Source organism: Glaciecola sp. HA4-3 (assembly GCF_055693685.1).
Window position 1 is genome coordinate 2,986,875 of sequence record NZ_CM146340.1, and the last position, 19,487, is coordinate 3,006,361.

Annotated in this window: 20 protein-coding genes; all 20 read right to left on the bottom strand. The window is 40.2% G+C overall.

Annotated elements, in window-relative coordinates; translation table 11 throughout:
* On the bottom strand, positions 1-2,082 hold the full coding sequence (locus tag ACZ1G6_RS14395) for an NfrA family protein (protein ID WP_472616915.1): 2,082 nt from the start codon (positions 2,080-2,082) through the stop codon (positions 1-3).
* 73 nt (positions 2,083-2,155) lie between these two features.
* The gene (locus tag ACZ1G6_RS14400; protein WP_472616916.1) at positions 2,156-3,025 is read right to left on the bottom strand and encodes a tetratricopeptide repeat protein; all 870 of its coding nucleotides are present in this window, start codon (positions 3,023-3,025) and stop codon (positions 2,156-2,158) included.
* A complete protein-coding gene (locus ACZ1G6_RS14405) occupies positions 3,022-4,842 on the bottom strand; it encodes a glycosyltransferase family 2 protein (protein ID WP_472616917.1) in 1,821 nt (606 codons plus the stop codon). The genes ACZ1G6_RS14400 and ACZ1G6_RS14405 overlap by 4 nt, the downstream gene beginning before the upstream one ends.
* A complete protein-coding gene (locus ACZ1G6_RS14410; protein WP_472616918.1) occupies positions 4,820-5,233 on the bottom strand; it encodes a glycosyltransferase in 414 nt (137 codons plus the stop codon). Before ACZ1G6_RS14410 ends, ACZ1G6_RS14405 begins: the two co-directional genes overlap by 23 nt.
* A gap of 60 nt (positions 5,234-5,293) precedes the next feature.
* Entirely contained in the window at positions 5,294-5,977 is a 684-nt protein-coding gene (locus ACZ1G6_RS14415; RefSeq protein ID WP_472616919.1) for a hypothetical protein, read from the bottom strand.
* Positions 5,978-6,116: 139 nt separating this feature from the next.
* Entirely contained in the window at positions 6,117-7,229 is a 1,113-nt protein-coding gene (locus ACZ1G6_RS14420; protein WP_472616920.1) for a DUF6136 family protein, read from the bottom strand.
* 6 nt (positions 7,230-7,235) lie between these two features.
* A complete protein-coding gene (locus ACZ1G6_RS14425; protein WP_472618994.1) occupies positions 7,236-7,814 on the bottom strand; it encodes an ABC transporter ATP-binding protein in 579 nt (192 codons plus the stop codon).
* A gap of 20 nt (positions 7,815-7,834) precedes the next feature.
* Entirely contained in the window at positions 7,835-8,140 is a 306-nt protein-coding gene (locus ACZ1G6_RS14430) for a hypothetical protein (RefSeq protein WP_472616921.1), read from the bottom strand.
* Between the two features lie 52 nt (positions 8,141-8,192).
* Positions 8,193-8,789: a nitrilase-related carbon-nitrogen hydrolase gene (locus ACZ1G6_RS14435; protein WP_472616922.1), complete on the bottom strand. Its 597-nt coding sequence runs from the start codon at positions 8,787-8,789 to the stop codon at positions 8,193-8,195.
* A gap of 11 nt (positions 8,790-8,800) precedes the next feature.
* Positions 8,801-9,679 carry an ATP-grasp domain-containing protein gene (locus ACZ1G6_RS14440; protein ID WP_472616923.1) on the bottom strand — a complete coding sequence of 293 codons (879 nt, stop codon included), beginning with the start codon at positions 9,677-9,679 and terminating at the stop codon, positions 8,801-8,803.
* Positions 9,680-9,786: 107 nt separating this feature from the next.
* Positions 9,787-10,752 (bottom strand): hypothetical protein, encoded by a 966-nt coding sequence (locus ACZ1G6_RS14445; RefSeq protein WP_472616924.1) that lies wholly within the window; start codon positions 10,750-10,752, stop codon positions 9,787-9,789.
* Positions 10,749-11,819: a VWA domain-containing protein gene (locus tag ACZ1G6_RS14450; RefSeq protein ID WP_472616925.1), complete on the bottom strand. Its 1,071-nt coding sequence runs from the start codon at positions 11,817-11,819 to the stop codon at positions 10,749-10,751. Before ACZ1G6_RS14450 ends, ACZ1G6_RS14445 begins: the two co-directional genes overlap by 4 nt.
* A 35-nt stretch (positions 11,820-11,854) precedes the next feature.
* The gene (locus ACZ1G6_RS14455; RefSeq protein WP_472616926.1) at positions 11,855-12,664 is read right to left on the bottom strand and encodes a MotA/TolQ/ExbB proton channel family protein; all 810 of its coding nucleotides are present in this window, start codon (positions 12,662-12,664) and stop codon (positions 11,855-11,857) included.
* 27 nt (positions 12,665-12,691) lie between these two features.
* The gene (locus ACZ1G6_RS14460) at positions 12,692-12,823 is read right to left on the bottom strand and encodes a hypothetical protein (protein WP_472616927.1); all 132 of its coding nucleotides are present in this window, start codon (positions 12,821-12,823) and stop codon (positions 12,692-12,694) included.
* 16 nt (positions 12,824-12,839) lie between these two features.
* Complete coding sequence (locus ACZ1G6_RS14465) at positions 12,840-14,906, bottom strand: PEGA domain-containing protein (RefSeq protein WP_472616928.1); 2,067 nt, start codon at positions 14,904-14,906, stop codon at positions 12,840-12,842.
* 28 nt (positions 14,907-14,934) lie between these two features.
* Positions 14,935-16,407, bottom strand: a complete 1,473-nt coding sequence (locus ACZ1G6_RS14470; RefSeq protein ID WP_472616929.1) for a tetratricopeptide repeat protein — start codon at positions 16,405-16,407, stop codon at positions 14,935-14,937.
* Between the two features lie 20 nt (positions 16,408-16,427).
* A complete protein-coding gene (locus ACZ1G6_RS14475) occupies positions 16,428-16,976 on the bottom strand; it encodes a hypothetical protein (RefSeq protein WP_472616930.1) in 549 nt (182 codons plus the stop codon).
* A gap of 5 nt (positions 16,977-16,981) precedes the next feature.
* Positions 16,982-17,740 (bottom strand): hypothetical protein, encoded by a 759-nt coding sequence (locus tag ACZ1G6_RS14480; RefSeq protein WP_472616931.1) that lies wholly within the window; start codon positions 17,738-17,740, stop codon positions 16,982-16,984.
* 39 nt (positions 17,741-17,779) lie between these two features.
* A complete protein-coding gene (locus tag ACZ1G6_RS14485) occupies positions 17,780-18,376 on the bottom strand; it encodes a hypothetical protein (RefSeq protein WP_472616932.1) in 597 nt (198 codons plus the stop codon).
* Between the two features lie 115 nt (positions 18,377-18,491).
* Positions 18,492-19,433 (bottom strand): RNA repair transcriptional activator RtcR family protein, encoded by a 942-nt coding sequence (locus ACZ1G6_RS14490; protein WP_472616933.1) that lies wholly within the window; start codon positions 19,431-19,433, stop codon positions 18,492-18,494.
* Between the last annotated feature and the right edge of the window lie 54 nt (positions 19,434-19,487).

Consider the following 19,487-nt stretch of genomic DNA (forward strand, 5'->3'; position numbering starts at 1 on the left):
CTAATACTCATATGCCACGATTAAAAATACACTACTATCGTCGTTAGTCAGATCACCCGATACTTTGAGTCGCCACTCCAAAGAAATATTAAGGCGATGGATTCTATCAATATCAGTGTCAGGTGTGCTCAAATAACGCCATTGAATACCCAAGCCAAGAGAGCTTTGGTCAAATGTTGAATTGCCATTAATGGTATTTTCAAATTGCCTAATGTCGTATTGCGCTAACGCATAATATTTAAGTACTTGTTTAGAATCAGTATTCAAGCTATCAACATAGCCAATATCAAACCTTCCCAAACCAAGAAATTGACCTGATTCGAGCAACCATAATAAGTCAAAATAGAATTGTCGCTCATACCAAGCATCATCAAAACGCCAGCCTTGACGCCATTCATCTTGGTTAAACATGTCGCCATTTATCCGTAAAAGACCTTCCCAATCTCCCGAGAAGAAACGTTGCGCGCCGAGTGTCGCTCGTATATTTAAATCATCAAAAATTTTATATGTGACACCCAATTCCTTGCTCCAGTCGCTAAGAGGATCATCATCGTTACCATTGCCCGACAATTGAGCATACGCTGACCAATCGCGTGTGCTCGGGTTAAAGAAGTACTCCGCTCTAGCAGTTATATTATTCGTTGGAGCAAGTGCTTGGGAATTATTGTTATTGAAGAAGACTTCGCCAAGAATGCCTCCAGTTCCTTGTGAAGCAAACGCACTAAAGCGCCAATTAAGATCGTTATTACGGTGATACTCGCCTAACTCCCACCGTTTTTCTCTTGCTGATTGGGAATCTATATCGACTAGTTTCGAAATGCTAGTTCTGATGTGCTCAAGAGCGGCGTCGAAATCTTCGTTGGTGGCGGCCAAATATCCTAATTGTTCCCATAGTTCATGTGCATCAGTGAAATCTTGCTCTACTGCGCTTTTCATTAACTCGTAGGCTTTTTCGTTATCGGTATCAAGTAGGCTATATGCCCAAGAAAGTTGAAACGTCATGTTAGTGGGCGCTTTTTGCGACGCAATTTGCCATGCTCTTATTGCTTGCTCGTCTTGCATGGTGTTTTGATAGATCAGTGCTTGCCTTGCCCATTGAGAAGCGTTTAAATCACCATTTTTCAATAGCAAGCGTTGTGATAACTCCTGTGCTTTAACAAAGTCTCGTTTTTTTATCGCGATTTCTGTACCAAGATCTAACCATTCATTCGTATCTTGCTCAGCTAATAGCCAGAACCGTTCAGCTTGCTCCAAATCGTTGAAACCATAACTTATTTGAGCGGCAAGCAAAGCATCTTGCGCTTGCCAGTTTTCGATGCCTAATGATAGTAAGTTGCTCAGACTGTCTTGGCTAAAACCAAGGTCGTGTTGAGCATAGGCGAGCGCTCTAAGATTATTAGGACTAGGATCAGACTCATAGGCCTGTTGCCATAGACTCAATGATTTTGTTTTATCAAGCGCTTGAAGACATAAAGCTTGGGTTTGTAAGTTTTGTGCCGAGGTATCATCAGAGGCTTGCGCGACTAACAAGGCGTCATCGCAATTGCCTTTAATGCGCAGTAACTCTGCCACTTGGTTATGAGCTACATTGGTCGTTAGCAATCTGGCTTGTACGTTTTCAGGTATTGTACGAGACTCGTTTTGGTACAATGATAACAAACGAGAAACAAGTGTTTTATCTAATTCATTTACTGTACGAACAACATATGACTCTAAAAGCGATAGTGCAGATATTTCATTATTTTGCGCTAAATACAAAAAGCTTAGTTTATCCAGTAAAGGTTCTGAGGGCGCCGTTTGATAGAGCAAATTAAAATATTTAGCTGCATTAGATAAGTCATCAACCGCCTCATAAGCAAATGCTAATTCACTAATGAATTCATCTTCCCTATTTAATTGTGTGAGGATAACAATAAGCTTTTGATACGCTTGGTCAGCGATATAACGTTTAATCAATATATCATTTGCATCAGATGGAATTGACGCAGTCAAAAGTAAGGATTCAATTTCTTGCGTTGTTAACAAGCTATCGATGTAACGTAAATGCTGCTCTTTTGCAATTACTTCACCACATGAACGCAATGTTTCTCTTGCTTTGTCACGGTCATTAAAGGTAAGCGCAAGTTCGATCTTTTTGTCACATGGAATATTAAGCTCATCTGAAAGTGAATACGCTAAGGTCTTTATTATTAGTGGCTATAGCGTGTTCAAATTGTTGACTACGCATTTGCGGGCTCAAAGTGTGATGTTGCTCAAGGTAAAGAAAAGCCTTGTCTATCGCCTTTTTATCATTATTAGCAATACTCATCTGCAAGTATTGTTCATATATATCATAGCTTAGCTGACTAGCGGGTTCTTGCTGAGCAAATAATAATGCCTTTTGCATATTACCCGTTTGAATAAGTGAAAATGCATATAGGCGAGACGCCTGTTCATTCTTTTCTTCAACATCAAGGCTTTCATAAATCTCTTCTACAACCTGAGGTAATTCAAGTGTTGCGGCTAGCACAAGTCGTTGCTGCTTAATCTCTTTATTATCGCTTTTTAATGCCGTTAATAAATCATAAGCAGATTGATTTTCACCTCTGTTTATCAGTCGTGAAGCCAATACGCTTGAAATTTCTTGCCTTTGTGCAGGCTGCGCGTCGGCAACAAGCGTTAACAAGCGTTGATCTATTACCAGTGATTCGTCTTGAATTTGCGCTTCAACTAAAGTTGACAGTAAATTTCCACGAGCTTGTTCGGGTAGCGTTTCATAGGTTTTGAATGCTTCGGTAAACTGTTTAGCTTGGACTTGCAGCTCAAACTTAAATACTTTGAAAGGGCTGTGATTTGGCGCAAGCTCAATGGCTTTTTCAAGCTCTTTTGCCGCTTCATCTAGTTGGTTTTGCGCTTGATAGCGGTAGGCCATATCTACATAAGGATAAGATACAAATTTTTCATAATCACTTAATTCTTCTTGAGAAAAGCCAACTGAAGGAAAGCATCCGACAACAATTGCAAGCAAAATGATCACTTTATTCATTCTTTCACTCCGCTTGCAAAGTGTGTACTTAAAAGTGAATTAATGCTTTGTTGACGCTGGTTTTGTAAAGACAATACAGTATCTACAACCTTTTCACTAATTAAGCTATTTTTTACCAAATAATCACCAAGCTTTTCACCACGATTATAGTCGAAACCGATTATAATCTGATTAAACACCGTTTGCTCAATCAAACCAGCTTGTTGCAAAGCATCACCGAATTGCACTTGTGAGCTGTAATACTGATCTAAGACGGATTTTGCATCTTCAGTGCTAATGTCTCCAGCACTTACTCGTTCATCTAATTCAGGGTGTGGATTGCAAGATTCATCACCTAAGTAATGATAACGCATCCCCAAGGTAGCGGCACCTTGTTGACACAGTTGATGCTGAATTTTGCAGGCTAACTGCCTACCTATTGATGAAAGGTAAACAGGGGATAGACTATTTTCGCTTGTAATAATTAAGGTGTCTTGGATTTTGCGCAAGGGTAATATTCGATATTTTAGTGCGATAGATTTTGGTATAGCTGAAATCACATCGCTTGGAATATCAAACGGTTCAATATATTCATAAGTCGTATCAGCTTGAATCGCTAAGGCATTACCCAATTGATCTAAGGTGATTATATTCAAACGCAATAGTGTTTGGCCAATTTTTTCATCACTTAAGCGCTTCTCTAAAGCATGCACTATTTGTTCGTTCGATACTTCAAAACGCTCCATCAAAATGGAACCTAAAGAGACTAATCGAGTTCTTATACTCAAGGTTGGATATTCATGTTCAGTCTTATCCCATGCAACTCTTTTGAAGCCGCCTTTTTGAGTAAGTACTAATTTGATGGCTCTAATATTAGCCAAGAAGTTAATAATATTTCCCCAGAATAAACGAAGAGGACTGAGCAAGGCTTCAATGATGCCATAATATCTGCGAACAAAAATAATGCGTTGAACTACTCTGTTTAGGAAAAAACAGAAATTGGCAATGATGAGTAATTCAGGTAACCAGCCTTCTCTAAATATCGATAAAAAACGATACCCCTCTGGAAAGAATAGGCTGGCGAGATAAATCAGGGCAATCTGTATAATGATTAATGTTGCCAAGAAACTTAAAAAATAGGCAATAACGCCTTTTCTGTCTCGCCATAAAAAGTAGTTTAAGCGCCAATTACCAGACCATCTATGTGACTGAAACCCTTGAAACACAATGCCGACTATCCAACGCGCCTTTTGTTTAACCGCCGCTGATACGGTAGAGGGGAAATATTCCCTTACACACACAACGTTGCCACCTATTTTGCTGCGGCTTGCCGACGTTTCAGCAAATGATGCATATTTGTTATCGCTAACAGAAAATTGTACAAACACCTCTTCCATGCCCCAGGTTTTGAGCCTAAAACCGATGTCATAGTCTTCCGTTAGCGATTGAATATCAAAAGGCAAGCCGTCACCTTCTTCTAATAGTTTTAAAATTGCCCGACGACTAAAACAAGTACCCACCCCCGCGCTTGGTACTTGTCCAGCGAATGCTTCACGAACAACTACATCTTTGCCATGCATCTCTGAAAATTCATCAAGATAATGCCCTGAAGTAAACTTTAGGGGGCTTCTAGCAAAAGGATATACTGGCAATTGGATAAGGTCTTTCCACTGCAATAAATAGTTAAACAAGCGCAATTCCATTGCAGATACGACATCCTCAGCATCGTGCAAAATAAAGCCTGCAAATTTTACTTTGGTTTTCTCTTCAAACTGCAAAATTGAAGCAATTACATTATTTAGACAGTCAGCTTTGCTAGTGGGACTCTGGTCTAGCACAAACCACTTTGTGCACATTGGGAAAGCGTGCGCAGACAGCATCAACATCATCTTGTGTGGCAAGATCATTGGGATAAGTGCCAACAAATATTTGATAATTTTCATAGTCGAACTCGATTGCAGCAAGTTCCGCCATTTTGCCAACAACACCGACCTCTTGCCATGCCGGCACCATTATAGCAAGTGGTTTTTCTTTTTGCTTGAGTAGCGTTTCTTCGTCAAACTTGTCACGTTTTCGATAAACAAAGAGGGCTCGCCAAACACGTCTTCCCCAATAATAGATATCAATAAACACATCATCAATTGCAAAAATTAGCATCAATATCATGAGCGCTAATGCAATATAACGTAAACCGTAAAGATAATTGATGAAGAGATCTAACAGGGTCATTAAAAACACCAAAAGCTGCTAGAGAGCAGCTTTAGAGGGATGAGAAAAAAATGTTGTGTCCTATAAAAACCGCCTAGAGCCCACCAATAAGATGACACCAAGTAGGCTTAAAATCAAAGCAGAACCTTCCGAAACATTGGCTCTTACCAACAAAGGCGCAACGTTGATGGTTGCATTTGCTAATGCTGAAGGGGCTGTGTATCCAAGCCTTTGATTCGCATCTGCATCTAAAAATCCAAAGAAACAGTTATCGCCATTTACCGGGCAACCATTCACGGTTGGGTCAATAAAATCAGCCAACCATGTCTGCTCAAAGTCACCTGTTATGTAAGTCCCAAAATTCCAGTAGGTGTAACCTTGATTATCGAATCCATCAATAAAAGCTGGACCGAAACCGTTGAGTTCAAAAAACAGCTCAGACCCTACATTCTGGTCAACCGACCAACCTGTGTTAACTAAATCGGTATCGAACCAATTCAATACATCATAAAATTCTTGCACTGTCGCCCAACGCCAATCGCCACCAACAAAGTTGTTGTAATCAGCAAGGCTTTGTTGTTGCCCTTGAGCATCACCAAGCGTGTCTACCCACTCTAAACGCAATAAATCTAGTGACAAATCTTTATTTGTCCAATAGTTATTAGCGCTATCAGACGTGTAATTAACGCCTTCAATTAATGATGCATTTGCGCTAGTGCCAACAATCAGAAGGCTTAATATCAAAAATCGCTTAATATACTGCATGCGTTTTGACCCTTTGTTAAAAACTATACCTACATAATTATACATATACTTAATGCCCTCAACAAGTATTTGATCTTTTTTTATACAAATTTATTAGCATAAATAAGGCCAAGTTTTATTAAAACCTATTAATGAGCGATTATTTTATTGCAAACAAGACAAAAAACCCATTCGAAACGCCTGTTATAAGCCATACTAGTATTAGCCGCTTGGGATATCTTTGGGCACAGTAAATGCAAACTGATAGATTGATTAACAACCATAAAACAAGCATTAGTTCGCCAAATAGTAATAAAGCGCCAATAAACAAGCATATTCCTATCGTTCCACTTAAGTAATATTGGTTAAGAACACTATCCTTTGTGGCAAAATGTGAGCGGTAAAACAAGGAGTGTTCTTCAATAAAGCGAGCTACCGAAAGTTGAATAAGACTTGCTTGCAAAATGAATAGCTGTAAGCACATAAAACTAACAAACAGAGAAAAATCAGGACGATTCATGCACACAATATAGCCTGACAGATACACGAGTGAAGCTGTACTTATGGTGATAAATAACCTGCTTTGTCCATGGTTGTTAGATGAGGATTGTAGAAAGTTTAACCAAAATCTTAGATTCGAGGGTGCAATACGAGGCCACTGGAGCTTCGGCAACGAAACAAAGTACAAAATGAAGATAAGCGATAGGAAAAACAATAATACCGCCATCAAGTTTGCTTGCGCAGGCATCACTGCATGGGTAATAAAGGCTAATAGACTTAGGCAAAAAAACGTATTTAGCTTTTGCGCATGATAAATACTCAAAAGTGCACATAAGATTTGAATAAACACAAATAAAAAGCCATGCAATGCCAAGTCCCATTCACTTGGCGAGATTGCCAACAACACACCAATATTGATAATGAGTAAGGGGCTGCTGATAAATAACAAGCCTAGATCCGCCCCCAATTGTTTAAATTGGTGTTGATTGATGCTAGCGAGATACAAAGTATATCGCTGGCCTAAAATCGCCTTACTTAGCATAAAATAGATGCACGTTTGAAAGAGCAACATAGCCCATGCAATTGCAGTACTTTCATTTACTGAGGTAGTTGGGTCCAAAAAGATACCAAATGCTAGCAGGAGTGCAAAAAAAAGCGCCGGAATCGCAATGCCCAAAAACATTACAATCGCTAGTATTAATTGCTCAAATTGTTTTGCCCAATGTTTGATTTCGAATACGTAGATACTTTTTCGAAGTAAAAAATAGTGCATTGTTTACTATTGTACTGACTGAATATTAAAGCCTTTGCTGGCATACAAACTAGGATCGTTTGTCGCTATAATGATGCTACCTTCAAAGGCTTCTATTTCATCAAACAAAGTGCTCTGACTAGCTGCATCTAGCGCAATATTTGGCTCATCAAGCAAGAGTACTTTTGGCTGGCGCATAAAGGCAGAAATTATATTGAGTTTTTTTAGATTCCCAGCAGATAGTGCTCCAATGTGCTTATTGAGGTGGGGCATTAAGCCGAAGCTCTTAGTAAGTTTTTCTGGAAAAGGCTTATCAAAAAGGGATTGATTCAACGCTAACACATCCGTTACTGACATAAATTCTGGCACCCGAATGGCATCTGACGCTAGTGCGAAAGCCCGCTTCGGGTTTGACGAACTGTCATCTTCAAACAAAATTTTACCATCTTGTACGTCAATAAGTTTTGCAAGCAAACACAAAAGTGTAGTTTTCCCACTCCCGTTGCTACCCGTTATGCATTCGCGACGATGCTTAAAATCTATCGAAAAATTATCAAAAACAATATTATGCTTATAACGATGCGTTAATTGTTCAATGGATAACATTCGCAAATAGCCTCTTTTACCTAATCAGTAAACCTTACTGTACTTTGACGCTCGCGATTTACGTGCAATTGAGTTACATCTGGGCGTGAATAATGGCCAACGGGATCAAAATTTTGCCTTTCTTGTCTTACTTTTTTGTGATCAAGTTCAACGACAAAGACACCTTCACTACCCACTTGAGGTTCAAGAATCCATGTGCCATCCGGTGCCGCTACACATGATGCACCACTGGCAAGCACATCTTTGGCATTTGCCATGATTTCATCATACATGGGCGTATCTTTTGGAAAATCTTGCTTGCGCATCAACCCTGATACAGATACCACAAAGCTTCGACCCTCTTTGGCAATAAATCGAGTAATGTCGTGAGTATTATGTTCACCGCCTTAGCCAACTAGCTACATGCAAATCTTCACCTTGTGCATACAATGATGCTCGTGCAAGCGGCATCCAATTTTCCCAACAATTTAAGCTTCCTAGCGTAAAATCTTTAAGCGGAAAAGTACGTAAACCATGACCATCTCCAGGCCCCCATGCAAGGCGTTCTTCATAGGTTGGCATAAGCTTTCGGTGAACATTAACTATCTCTCCTTGGGCATCAATATAAACCAAGGAACAATAGATAGTATGTCCTCCACGATCCCCTGCGCGCTCGGCGATGCCTAACACAAGCCCCGTTGAATAGTGCTTGGCAGCTTCACAAATTGTATTTAAATCGCCTCTTTCAATGCTTACTGCCTGATCAAGATACAAAGAATGCATATCTTTTTGACGAGGAGAGTTAAAAGCAGCGCCACCTGTTAGCTCCAGCCAAAACGGATAACCCGGTAACAGACATTCACCAAAAGTGACTAATTCAGCGCCTTTATTGGCGGCCTCAGCAATAGCATCTATTACTTTTTGCGTAGTTGCTAACCTATCGAGCCACACTGGTGCAATCTGGGCTAGCGCCACTTTTATAGTTGAATTTGTCACTATTAAATTCCTTAAGAGCTTCTATTTTGTTCATAAACTGAGACGATTGCTTTTGAAAATCGTTCAGGACTTTTGGGATCCATATTAAAATATAGCGAAGGTTCGATAAGTTCGACCTCTATAATTTCAAGGCCTCTTCGAGTATCTAGCATATCTACTCTGGCATATAGTGTTTTACTAGGTAAAGCATTAATAGTTTTACTGGCCAAGGTTTTCATCGCTTCGCTTGGTTCTATGGTTTGTAATTGACCACCATGTTCTTCTTGTACTCTAAAATCATCCTGTTTAGGTGCTTTATTAATTGCGTGACTATACGCGCCATCGAAGTAAAATAATGAAAACTCGCCTTTTTGTATAATACTGTCTTCAAACGCTTGCACCATAATAGACTTGTCCCCAAAGGATAGCTTAATGTCATGCTGTTGATTCAAAAACTCAGCTTTGGTCAAACGATAAGTAAAATCGGCATTAGCACTAATGCAAGGCTTGATAATTATTTCGGATGCTTGGAAGTAGTTGAACGCGTTAAGGATAATTGGTTCATCAAATCGGTCTAACCACATGGTAGGAAGTACCGGAATATTATCAGCGGCTAATTGCTTTAAATATGTTTTTGATATGTTCCACTTCATCAAGTCAATCGGATTTTGAAGAAGTGCAGAAGACGAATTGATTTTTTCAAGACACTTCATGAATGCTTTTGGGTATGACTGATAATCCCAGGTACTTCGAACCACTACCATTTCATATTGATCATAATCTACTTTATCATCATGCCATGATAACTCTTCAAGTTGCCACCCCATGCTGTTCATATATGGTTTGCAAAGCATGTCGTATACAAAAAAATCTTCTAGATCGTTTGTGCTTAAAAATACACACTTTTTCATTATCTAACCTACTAATAGTATTAATAGTTTTAGCTTATGGGAATTGCCATGCAAGGTAAACAAATTCTTATGTTGATGGGGTTTTAGTAGATACACAAAATAGTGATTTACTTAGAAATAAAGGTTCCATTGTTATCGTTGGCAACAGCCGTCATTAACGTAGAAAATTTTACTGTCTCGCCAGTTAAATTACGTGATTGAGGTCTAAAACCAATAGCGTGAATACGCGCGATTTTGTCGCCATTAGCATTGGTGTTAAGCTGATTAATTGCTTGTAGACTTGCGTCATAAGAACGCCCATTAAAATCATCACCAAATACATATAACGCTAGAGAGTTTGTTCGCTTACCATAGGTCGCTAGGGCCGCTTCAATTCCTTCAACTGGTGAACTATTCGAATTCCCGTTCCAACTTCTCATCATCTCCAAGACAGCTCTTCTGGTAGCAGGAGTGTCTTTACGCCATTTACCTTGGGTATTGGCAAGTAAAAATTCGCCATTATCTGATATTACTTGAAAACCTTTTACTTGAGGGTGGTTATTCAAAACCTCACGCATATTATTAATGACGCGATTCCACATACTTTTCATGCTACCTGAGGTATCAACAATGAAAATGACATAGTCACTATCTACTGGTATGCCCCCTACTTCGTCATCCCTTTCTTGAGCCGTGCCCACTGAAATTGCTGCACGTTCACGTTGTTCAAGTACAGCTTCTAGGCCAGAAGCTTGATCAGTTAATGCCATCAAGTCACGCTGGGCTCGCGCAATTTCAGCTTCAAGTTGTTGTGCTTTACTTTGATTGCTTGCCCCCTCATTTTTTGCTTGTTGACGTTTGGTTGACTGCATTAAAAGTTGTGATTCAAGCGTATCAATCGTTGTCTGCGCTTTACTCAAAGCTTGAATACTTTGTGTGATATCAGCAAGATCAGCGTCTTGACTAAACTCACCATCATCCCCGTTTCGTGCAAGCAAAATAATCATCACAACTGCGCCAAATGCACAAGAAATAACGTCTAAAAAAGACAAGCTAAAGACTTCTACTGGCGCCCTACTTTTGCGTCTACTCATGGCCATGTCCCTGCAGGACTAATAAAAGTACCGCCAGTACTGTTTGCCCATTGCCAGTAAAAGGCGGCTGCTTGAGGATCACCCTCAAGTGGTAATAAGATTACGTTGACCTTCACCCCTGCAGGTGCACTTTTATTTAAAGTATGAGAAAAGGCCTGTAATCTGCATTCACCGGTGATGGTCGCTTGCTGTCCGAAAATCGGGTCACAATTACGAGTTGAATTAAACCCAGAATTTGCATTTACCAAAGAAGGTAGGCCATCTGTAATAATGTATAAATCCGTCATATTTGGCATAGCTTGCTCGATGGTCTTGAGACCTTGTTGAAGATTAGTACCGTTTTGAGGCACTATTTCAGTCACATCGGCCACTAGCCGTTCCATGCTAGCACTGACACGCGCTGAATTAATGGGATTCATGCCATGCACTGTCGCGCTTTTATTAAACGACACAAGGCTGACTTGCGAATCATCAGGGACACGAGCGAGCATCCACCTTGCAATATTTTGAGTACGTAACCACTTTGGGCCCATTCGTTTAACTTGGTCACTTGACAGCTTTCGTTTGATAACGTCAATTAATACTTCGTCGGTCATCGAAGCACTACTATCAAGCAAAATACCAATCCGCTTACCTGACACGATTAAGCCCAACAGGTATTTTTCTTCTGATACATCTGGTAGCGCTAGTGTGTCATCCGCAACTAAAGGAGCAGCGGCAGCAATAGCATCTTCAAGCTCTGCGATAATAGCTTCTTGTTGAGCTATCGCTTGTTGTAGTCCTTGCTGCTTGATTTGTAATTGCGCAATATTGTTTGCTTGTTCATCCGCAGTTGCTTGTTCATTAGCAATTAAAGACTGCTGCGCAGCAATACTGCTGTTTAAGGCTTGTTGTTGATCCTGTGACGCTGCAAGTTCTTGTTTAAGACGTTCAATTTCATCACTAGGGATATTAGTATTTTCATTAAAATCCACCAAGATCAGAATCAACAAGACAGCACCAAGACCACATGCCATGACGTCTAAAAACGCCAAATTAAACCCTGTGTCTTGGCGTTTTCTTAGCATAATATTGCTTGCTTAACGATCATAATGTTGTGCATTTATGCAGAACTTGCCGAAGAGTCAACATCGTCAGTGTGTAAAGCGCTCAATAGATGCTTTTCACAATTCTTTTGGGTATTTATAACCATCTCATCTTGACGCTGATTGAGTACATGCAAAATGTACATTAGCAAAATAGAAATAACCAACGACACAAGGGTAGAGTTAAACGCGACGCCCAATTTATCTACCATTCCCGAAATATCACCTGATACTGCCTCTTCGGCCTTAGCAAGCGCAGAACCGATGCCTCTTACTGTACCAATAAAGCCAATGCTAGGAATCGCCCAAATAAAGTAGCGAATCATGCTATTACCTGATTCGAGTTGGGCACCTAATATTTCAACACTATCGGTAATTGCATCAGCAGCATGTTGGACATTATTTGTATTTTTGTAGCGCTTTAGACAATTAATCCAAGTCGACATCGAACTGTTTTGTGAATAAGCGCTGCTTTGAAGTTCATTAAGCGCTTTATCAACGTCTAATGCACGCTCTTTGTCATAGTTAACAAGATAGTCCATAGTGAAAAGTGGCTCTTCATGAAAAACAATTCGCTGATATTTGTAGATAATTAAATACGCACAAAATATCCCAATTGTAATACTAGCCTGTTGTTCAAAATCCTTCAGAATCACCCATAAATTAGTGGTTGCCTCACTACCGTTTGCGATCAAAGCTGCTTCAGCAAAAGGTCGCACCGCACCTTCATATAGCAAGTGCACAAGGGCCAATATTGCCAAAAACACAATAAGTGAGACGACCGGCTTGGGATTCATGTTGCTTTGCTCAGACGCAATTTTGCTCATAATAAAACTCTTTTATTGTGTGATGAATTAAATATCACTTGGTAAGGTTGCGGGTGAATCAAGACTGATTTGTGCCACAGTAACACTGGTGCCAACCAAAACCATTAGCACCAAAAGACAGCCCATAAACAAGCGGCGTCTGCTTTTAACTATTTTCATCGTTTTTACTCCCACTTTATTGATCATAACGGGCAATTCTAAAGCCGATTGTATCTTTTCCTTCAATCGCGAAATCTCGAAACGAAACACGTAACTCTCTTAAACGACCACTGGTATAGTTAGAACCCTTAACCACGAAAGCATCTCCACTCATTGCACCGGTATAATCCACAAATGTATTACTTAGGTCAGGGACACTGTTAGTGTATCTGTCATTAACCCATTCACTTACATTACCTGCTAAATCAAATAAACCAGCGCGGTCTGCTGGAAAACTGGCAACATCGGCGATTCCTGCAAAACCATCATCGTAGTCTTGTAAGTATATTGCTTGCTGTTGTTGCCTAGACTCATCCCCAAAGTTGCCCGTGTTTCTGCGGATGTTTTCTTGATTACCCCAAATATAGGTTGTCGATGAAGATCGCATCGCCTTTTTAGCTAGCCATTCCCATTCCGCTTCGGTAGGCAATCGATACCCTGTAGATAGATTATTGAACCCAAGATACCTAGCACCACTAAAGCGGTAAAACGGAGGAAGACCTTCTTGTTCACTTAACCAGTTGCAAAAACGCGCAGCGTCAACCCAACTTACATTAGTCATAGCTTGTTTACTTGTTTCGTTTTGACCCAAGGCCTTTGCAAACTGAGCTCGTGTAATTTCTGTTTCTGATACCCAAAAGCGGCGGTCAAAATCCACTGAAACTTGATGTTCGTTACGCCTTCTTCCTCTTTCATTTGCTGGAGACCCAAGGACAAATGCATCACCTGAAAAGCGCTTCATCTTGATACCTATTTGCTCAACAAATAACGGTACTCCCTCTTGCCGTCTTGCTTCAAACTCGGTAAGCAGTTGCACTTTTATTGGTGTGCGCTGATTAGGCTTTGGGGTCACCACTTGAGTAACTGTACGATATCCTGGAGCGCTAACTTCAACAGTTTGCGCAAGCGAAGGAAAACTATCACTAAATGGCGTGTTGCCCTTACGAACACCATTAATTTTCACAGTTGCTGGTACATTACTAGCAACACTAAGTTGGCCAAACAAGGCTTGAAGAACAATATCAAGGTCCGTGCGGGTTTTTGTGTTAACGTTTACTTCTTGTTTAAAGGTGGTAAACCCAGGCTTTTGATACTCAACACTATGGGACAAATTTGCATCTAACATCACGGGGCCAAGCGAGACTGATTTTCCGTTAATAAGCAACACACCATCACTTGGGTTGGCAGAAATATTTAAGGTACCTTGCTTAGCGGCTAATTGATACTTTCGGATTTGTTCAGGCCTATTTAGCGTAAGCTCTATGCTTTCTTCAATGCTTTGGTAGTCGTTACTAGTTAGTACGATTTCATAAATTCCGCCATCTTTACTCAAAGTAATGGGAGTTTGTCCTATCTGTATGCCATCAATCGACAAACTCGCACCTTGGGGCACTGAATCAATACTGATGCTTCCCTCAAATGAGCTTAGCGTGAAGCGCATATCGATTTGCTGGGCTCTCTTGGTGGTAATTGTTTTTGTTTGACCCAGATAGTAAGGGTTATCCAGCGTAATATCATAAGTCCCGGGGGAAAGTTGGTGCACAAATTCTTTACCAACATGCACAAGCTCACCATCAACTGACCACTGACTTTGTTCTGCAAGCGCTTGGGAAACGTCATTATCTATTATTGCGTTTATAGTTGAAGGACTAGGTTGTAATACAATCTCGATATTTGATGGACTTGACTGGCTAACAATAGCCTTCGCTGGAACAAAAGTATCTGCGGTAACGTTAATAGTGACCTCAGATCCTAAGGTATATACTTTATTATTGGTAATCCATGCTATCCCAGATTCAAGGGAGATCTGTGCATTGGGCAGAGCTTCTTTAGGTCCCACAATGATGTTGTAGCCTTTGACTAAAAATAGCCAGAAAATAAATAGTAATACGACTATCAGAGTCAAACCGCCTGACAGCACATAAACACCAATACCCTTGCGTTGCGCTTTTTTTATTCGTTTATCGATATCTGGTTGAGTAGTGCTAGATGTCAACACTTCGCTATCTTGTTTATCTTGCTCTGTTTCGTTTGGAGATGTCATGATAATTGTGATTCGATATAGTGATTAATTAAATAAGCTCATCACATGCAAGAGATACAGTGATGGGGGTATTGGCAACGACATCAAATGGTAGTCGTTTATTCTTAAATCCGTCTCTTGTGGCCTGTAATACATAACTACCCGGTGTGAGTTGAATGGTTTTTTGCTCGTGTGAACCAACGTGTCCTACCCCAATGACAATTAAATAACTCTCGCCATCTGATTGTACTGTGATATCAACGGGGTCCGAATAATTTTCAAGAGACTGAGCAACTTGTGCGATCATGCCTTGTAAACTCGGTGAATTTAAAGAAGGCGCAAACGCATTTTGCAGCGCATTTTGGGCTGCATTACGAATATTTTCATCAGCTAAACGCTCGGGTCGTGCAGCAAACAAGGCTAAAGACTTTTTTGCATTGACAACCTTACTCGCTTTTTCAGACAAGGCTATTAGCTCAGCATCATTAGGATATTTTTTCAATAAGACATTTACCTGAGATAAAACGCCATCCCAATCGTCGCTTTGTGCTTTTGCTAAAAGGCTTTTCTTACTCCCAGCAAGCGATTGACTTGCCTTCGCTTGATCAAGCTTTGCTTGCAATACGGAAATACCTTGGCTCCTAGAACGAATTTTCTTTGCTTGATTCAACAAAGTTTGCGCATCCGATAACTTACCCTCATCAAATGCTCTATTTGCTTGTTTTAGTGCATCAGTAAACCGATTATTTTGACGTTCAAGCTGCGCTTTGGTTAGACGTGATTCTAACTCTGTGCGTTTTGGGTCAAGGCTGATAATCGCTTTTATAAGCGATATTTGCTTATCTAAGTCTCGCTCTAAATCTGCAACAAATAAGTCCTGTAATAAGACTTCAATCTCAGAGAAAGCCTCGATTCTTGATTTTAAAGACAATGCTTCAGGGTTATTAGGCATCAAAGAGAGTGCTTGGTTAATTTCGATGCTTGCTCTGGCAATATCCTCTTGTTCAAAAAACTGTCTTGCCGCGTTGATATGACTTTCGGTCTGCGTCTCCCACTGATTAATGATTTGATTTGCATCTGCAAATAACTGTTCTAAATTGGTGTTTGCTTGCATAAACATGCCTTGCGCAAAGGCTGTTAACGTTCGGTCTTTGAGTAAGTTAAGTGCACTAATTGATTGCAATTCAAAGTCAGCAAGCACGACTTGGTCAATTTTTGTTTGCACTTCAATCTCATACTGCGTTAATTTTGATTGAAAGGATGACCTAAGCTCAGAGATTTCGTTCTCAGATAAATCTGTTTGCCTAGGATTTATTACTTGTGATTCTGCGTCTGTACTAGGCGTGTTCAATAAGTCGAGAAGTTTAGGCGCAGAAATAAGCAAAGCCAACAGGACAATGATGGCTAGGGCTATGGCGAATACTTTTTTTTGTTTAGCTTGATGCGCTAAGCGGTGCGCTTTAATTTGCGCATCTGCTTGATTGTCAGCTTGTGCTAGTTGATTATCATTATCGGATGACACTGTATTATTCTCTCCTAGATCTACAGTTGAACATCAGGCGTAGCTTCTTCTTCGAAGATTTTTCTCAAGTGAGTTTTCCATTGCAAATACTGCTCTTGCGCAGTGCCTTGTAACTCAACTACTTCATCTTCAAATTCCATTTCAATGGGACCTACGCTTAAATCTAGAGCCTGACCTTGCTCTTCAATAACTGCATTTTGTACTTTCAGACGTGAATTGTTTTTAAATGCTTCATTAATGGCATATACCGAACCTATACCAGCTAACACACCTCCGATTTCCATCGCTGTTCGATCGCTATCTCCTCGTTCTTTTTCTGAGCCTTTGGCAATTAAAATAGCACCCAAAATGGCAGCTCCTATACCTAATGCGGCTTTTGAATTACGCTCTGACCGAGCTTTCTCAGCAGCAATGATCTCAGGAAGTGTCTCATTTTGCCATGTCGTATAGGCATCTTTGGTCTCTGCCTGAAATACATCATAATTATCTTGTAACTTATCCACAAACAATAGCTCTTGCGCTCGAAGGTCTGCGATGCGTTTAAGCATTGGGTCATTGGGGTCTGGCATTTTGCTTAGTGAAAACTTGTAATAGCGTTGCCCCTGGAACGCTCTATTTCAGATTCAATAAAATCATCATAATTTTCTGGCGAATAGTACCTTGCGTAGCGCATCAACGACATATTTTTGATATACGTTTTATCCTCGGTAGACATTTTTTGCAGCAACGATACAACATAATCACTTGCTCTTAAAAATAGAGGCTCATAGGGATTTCTATTGGCATTTCGCTGATCACGTTTAAAGCCAGGAGAAACTTCATGCTCAAATTGTTCAACCCCCAAAATCTCACCTGTGCTATCTAGTACCATAATTTCAATACCAACATCTTTGCTGGTTGACTCAAGGATAGTTCCCAATACAAACAAATCTGACGGAGTGCTAGCATCTGGCACAACACTCACACTACCAAAGACTCTTTCATCGTCCATCGCCGACTTTAAGTCCGCAGCAAATAGCTTTGCTTCAGTTCTTCTTAGTTGTGGCCAAATTCCCTGCTCGTCCAACTCTGCGGTATCAATCAAACCAAAACTATCTTTGGGAAATCCTGGCTCGAAAGTGGGTATAGCGACATCTAAAAACACTTCGGCATTCACTAACTCATTCGGGTTGGCGCTATCTTGAGTGATTTGAGTTGCCTGAGCAGAAGGGCCAACCAAAATAGGCTGGTTACCCACTCGGTTAGATGTGCTATTGCAACCTGCTAGTACTACACAAACAGCCATTAAGGCTAATGAAGATTTACGCAGTAAGTTATCGGTAAGGCTTTTCACAATTACTTCCTTTTGTCGTCCACTTTACAATGGCGGGTGTTAATTACATTTATAGTCGTTATATTGTTGCTTGAGCCCATCAAGCATAGTGGTATCGCTTGTTTTTTGAATCTCGGCATATAAAAGCTTACAGATGATTCTATCATTATCTTTAGGTGCAACCACTTCTCTTTGGCTTGCATTAATTGTTTCGCTTTGCGGGCTTGTTTGCGGATTAGTAATAGGATCATCCGGATTAGTAGGCGAACCATTAGTCGTGTTAGATGTACCTTGGCCATCTTGGGTAGACTGCTGGGCTTCTCCTTGACCTTCTGCTGACCCCGCTGAAGAGCCATTGCCATTGCCACCACCACTGAACGATTCTTGAACGGCACTGACACAAGTACTAAAGCTATTAATAGAGTCTGTTAAAGAACCATCAAGTAATGCGATTCTCTCTTCTTTGGTCAATAATTGGGGATCTACATCTTCAATAGCCACTTGCGAACATTCATAAGCGGTCGTCGGTACAGGCGCTTGTTGGGCATATGCTAAGGGAACAGCCACTACACAAAGGACAAGTCCTAAAGTATTCAATATTTTTGAACGCTGATCGCTTCTATATGTGTTGCTCACCTTTGTTTTATTTAGCCTCATAAGCTGTCACCTTTACCGTCGTACATCTTATTCATAATAAACCTTAGAGTAGCATAATTATAAAAAGGTTCTGTAATTATACATAATTACCATGCGCTTATGGCTAGACAACTGCCTAATCGCGCAAAGAATGCAAATCCTTCCAATTCAAATCATACTTACGTAAATATTTTTGCAAACGACTTGAGTCGTTTGTCATCGATTTTTCTAAACGACTAACGTCATAAAGCGCACGGCCTGCCGATGCCATAGAGCCATGTTCAAGGCATACCGACAACACAAAACTCAACTGGTGTTTTTCAAAATAATCAAGTTTCGCACACCGGCTATGACCAATCGCTTTTTCTACAAGCTTGTCATTTTGCATGGGTGCCTGAGGCATTTTAGTATTTGACAACAGCCGTTTACTAAGCGATTTTCCTAACATCGCGAGATCTTTAACTGACTCTGTGAAACTTGCTAATTGTTCTTCATTTTGCAGCGACGCATTATCCGAACTTATAACTTTTGTGCCATGATTTTGATGAGCACTTGGTTTTATCTCGACACTATTATTACTTGACGAGGCAAACGAAAAGCAATTTAACATTCCCTTATAAACATTATCCTGTATTTTTTGCCCGAAAGTCTGAGCAAGTTCAAAATTTATAAACTGCCTTTCAGCCAACATTAGCATCGCTGTTTTCACAATGTCAGATGCGGTGGTAAGGTGAAAAAACAAGTTTGCAGCCTTAAATTCATCTTGATGTTCTTGACTCCATGACTTTAGGCGCTCGTATATCGCATTGTATGGCTGAGAAGACGAAACTAACATCGCTTGCATCACTACTGTGGTATCAGGCGATATTTTAGTAATGTCTTGTTTAAGCACTAAAGCCAATTTTTCACTTTGGGGATTTTTTGTATCATAAAACAAGAAAAGTTTGTCAAAAACGCAGTCGCTTTGTGCACATAAGCCAACGGAGGGACGCCATTTGTCCCATCTATTTATTCGCTGGCTAGCATAATCTTGTGTGGTGCTGACAAAACTTATAGCAATATTAGTAGATTGACTCATTATTATCTTACTGGATAATTATTATATCTATTAATATATGGGTATTTACATAAA

What these genes read in the sequence shown, in the direction of transcription:
- ACZ1G6_RS14400 (WP_472616916.1), bottom strand. Translation starts at nt 3,025, where the DNA reads ATGAATAAAGTGATCATTTTGCTTGCAATTGTTGTCGGATGCTTTCCT.
- ACZ1G6_RS14410 (WP_472616918.1), bottom strand. Translation starts at nt 5,233, where the DNA reads ATGACCCTGTTAGATCTCTTCATCAATTATCTTTACGGTTTACGTTAT.
- ACZ1G6_RS14415 (WP_472616919.1), bottom strand. Translation starts at nt 5,977, where the DNA reads ATGCAGTATATTAAGCGATTTTTGATATTAAGCCTTCTGATTGTTGGC.
- ACZ1G6_RS14420 (WP_472616920.1), bottom strand. Translation starts at nt 7,229, where the DNA reads ATGCACTATTTTTTACTTCGAAAAAGTATCTACGTATTCGAAATCAAA.
- ACZ1G6_RS14425 (WP_472618994.1), bottom strand. Translation starts at nt 7,814, where the DNA reads ATGTTATCCATTGAACAATTAACGCATCGTTATAAGCATAATATTGTT.
- ACZ1G6_RS14440 (WP_472616923.1), bottom strand. Translation starts at nt 9,679, where the DNA reads ATGAAAAAGTGTGTATTTTTAAGCACAAACGATCTAGAAGATTTTTTT.
- ACZ1G6_RS14445 (WP_472616924.1), bottom strand. Translation starts at nt 10,752, where the DNA reads ATGAGTAGACGCAAAAGTAGGGCGCCAGTAGAAGTCTTTAGCTTGTCT.
- ACZ1G6_RS14450 (WP_472616925.1), bottom strand. Translation starts at nt 11,819, where the DNA reads ATGCTAAGAAAACGCCAAGACACAGGGTTTAATTTGGCGTTTTTAGAC.
- ACZ1G6_RS14455 (WP_472616926.1), bottom strand. Translation starts at nt 12,664, where the DNA reads ATGAGCAAAATTGCGTCTGAGCAAAGCAACATGAATCCCAAGCCGGTC.
- ACZ1G6_RS14460 (WP_472616927.1), bottom strand. Translation starts at nt 12,823, where the DNA reads ATGAAAATAGTTAAAAGCAGACGCCGCTTGTTTATGGGCTGTCTTTTG.
- ACZ1G6_RS14465 (WP_472616928.1), bottom strand. Translation starts at nt 14,906, where the DNA reads ATGACATCTCCAAACGAAACAGAGCAAGATAAACAAGATAGCGAAGTG.
- ACZ1G6_RS14475 (WP_472616930.1), bottom strand. Translation starts at nt 16,976, where the DNA reads ATGCCAGACCCCAATGACCCAATGCTTAAACGCATCGCAGACCTTCGA.
- ACZ1G6_RS14485 (WP_472616932.1), bottom strand. Translation starts at nt 18,376, where the DNA reads ATGAGGCTAAATAAAACAAAGGTGAGCAACACATATAGAAGCGATCAG.
- ACZ1G6_RS14490 (WP_472616933.1), bottom strand. Translation starts at nt 19,433, where the DNA reads ATGAGTCAATCTACTAATATTGCTATAAGTTTTGTCAGCACCACACAA.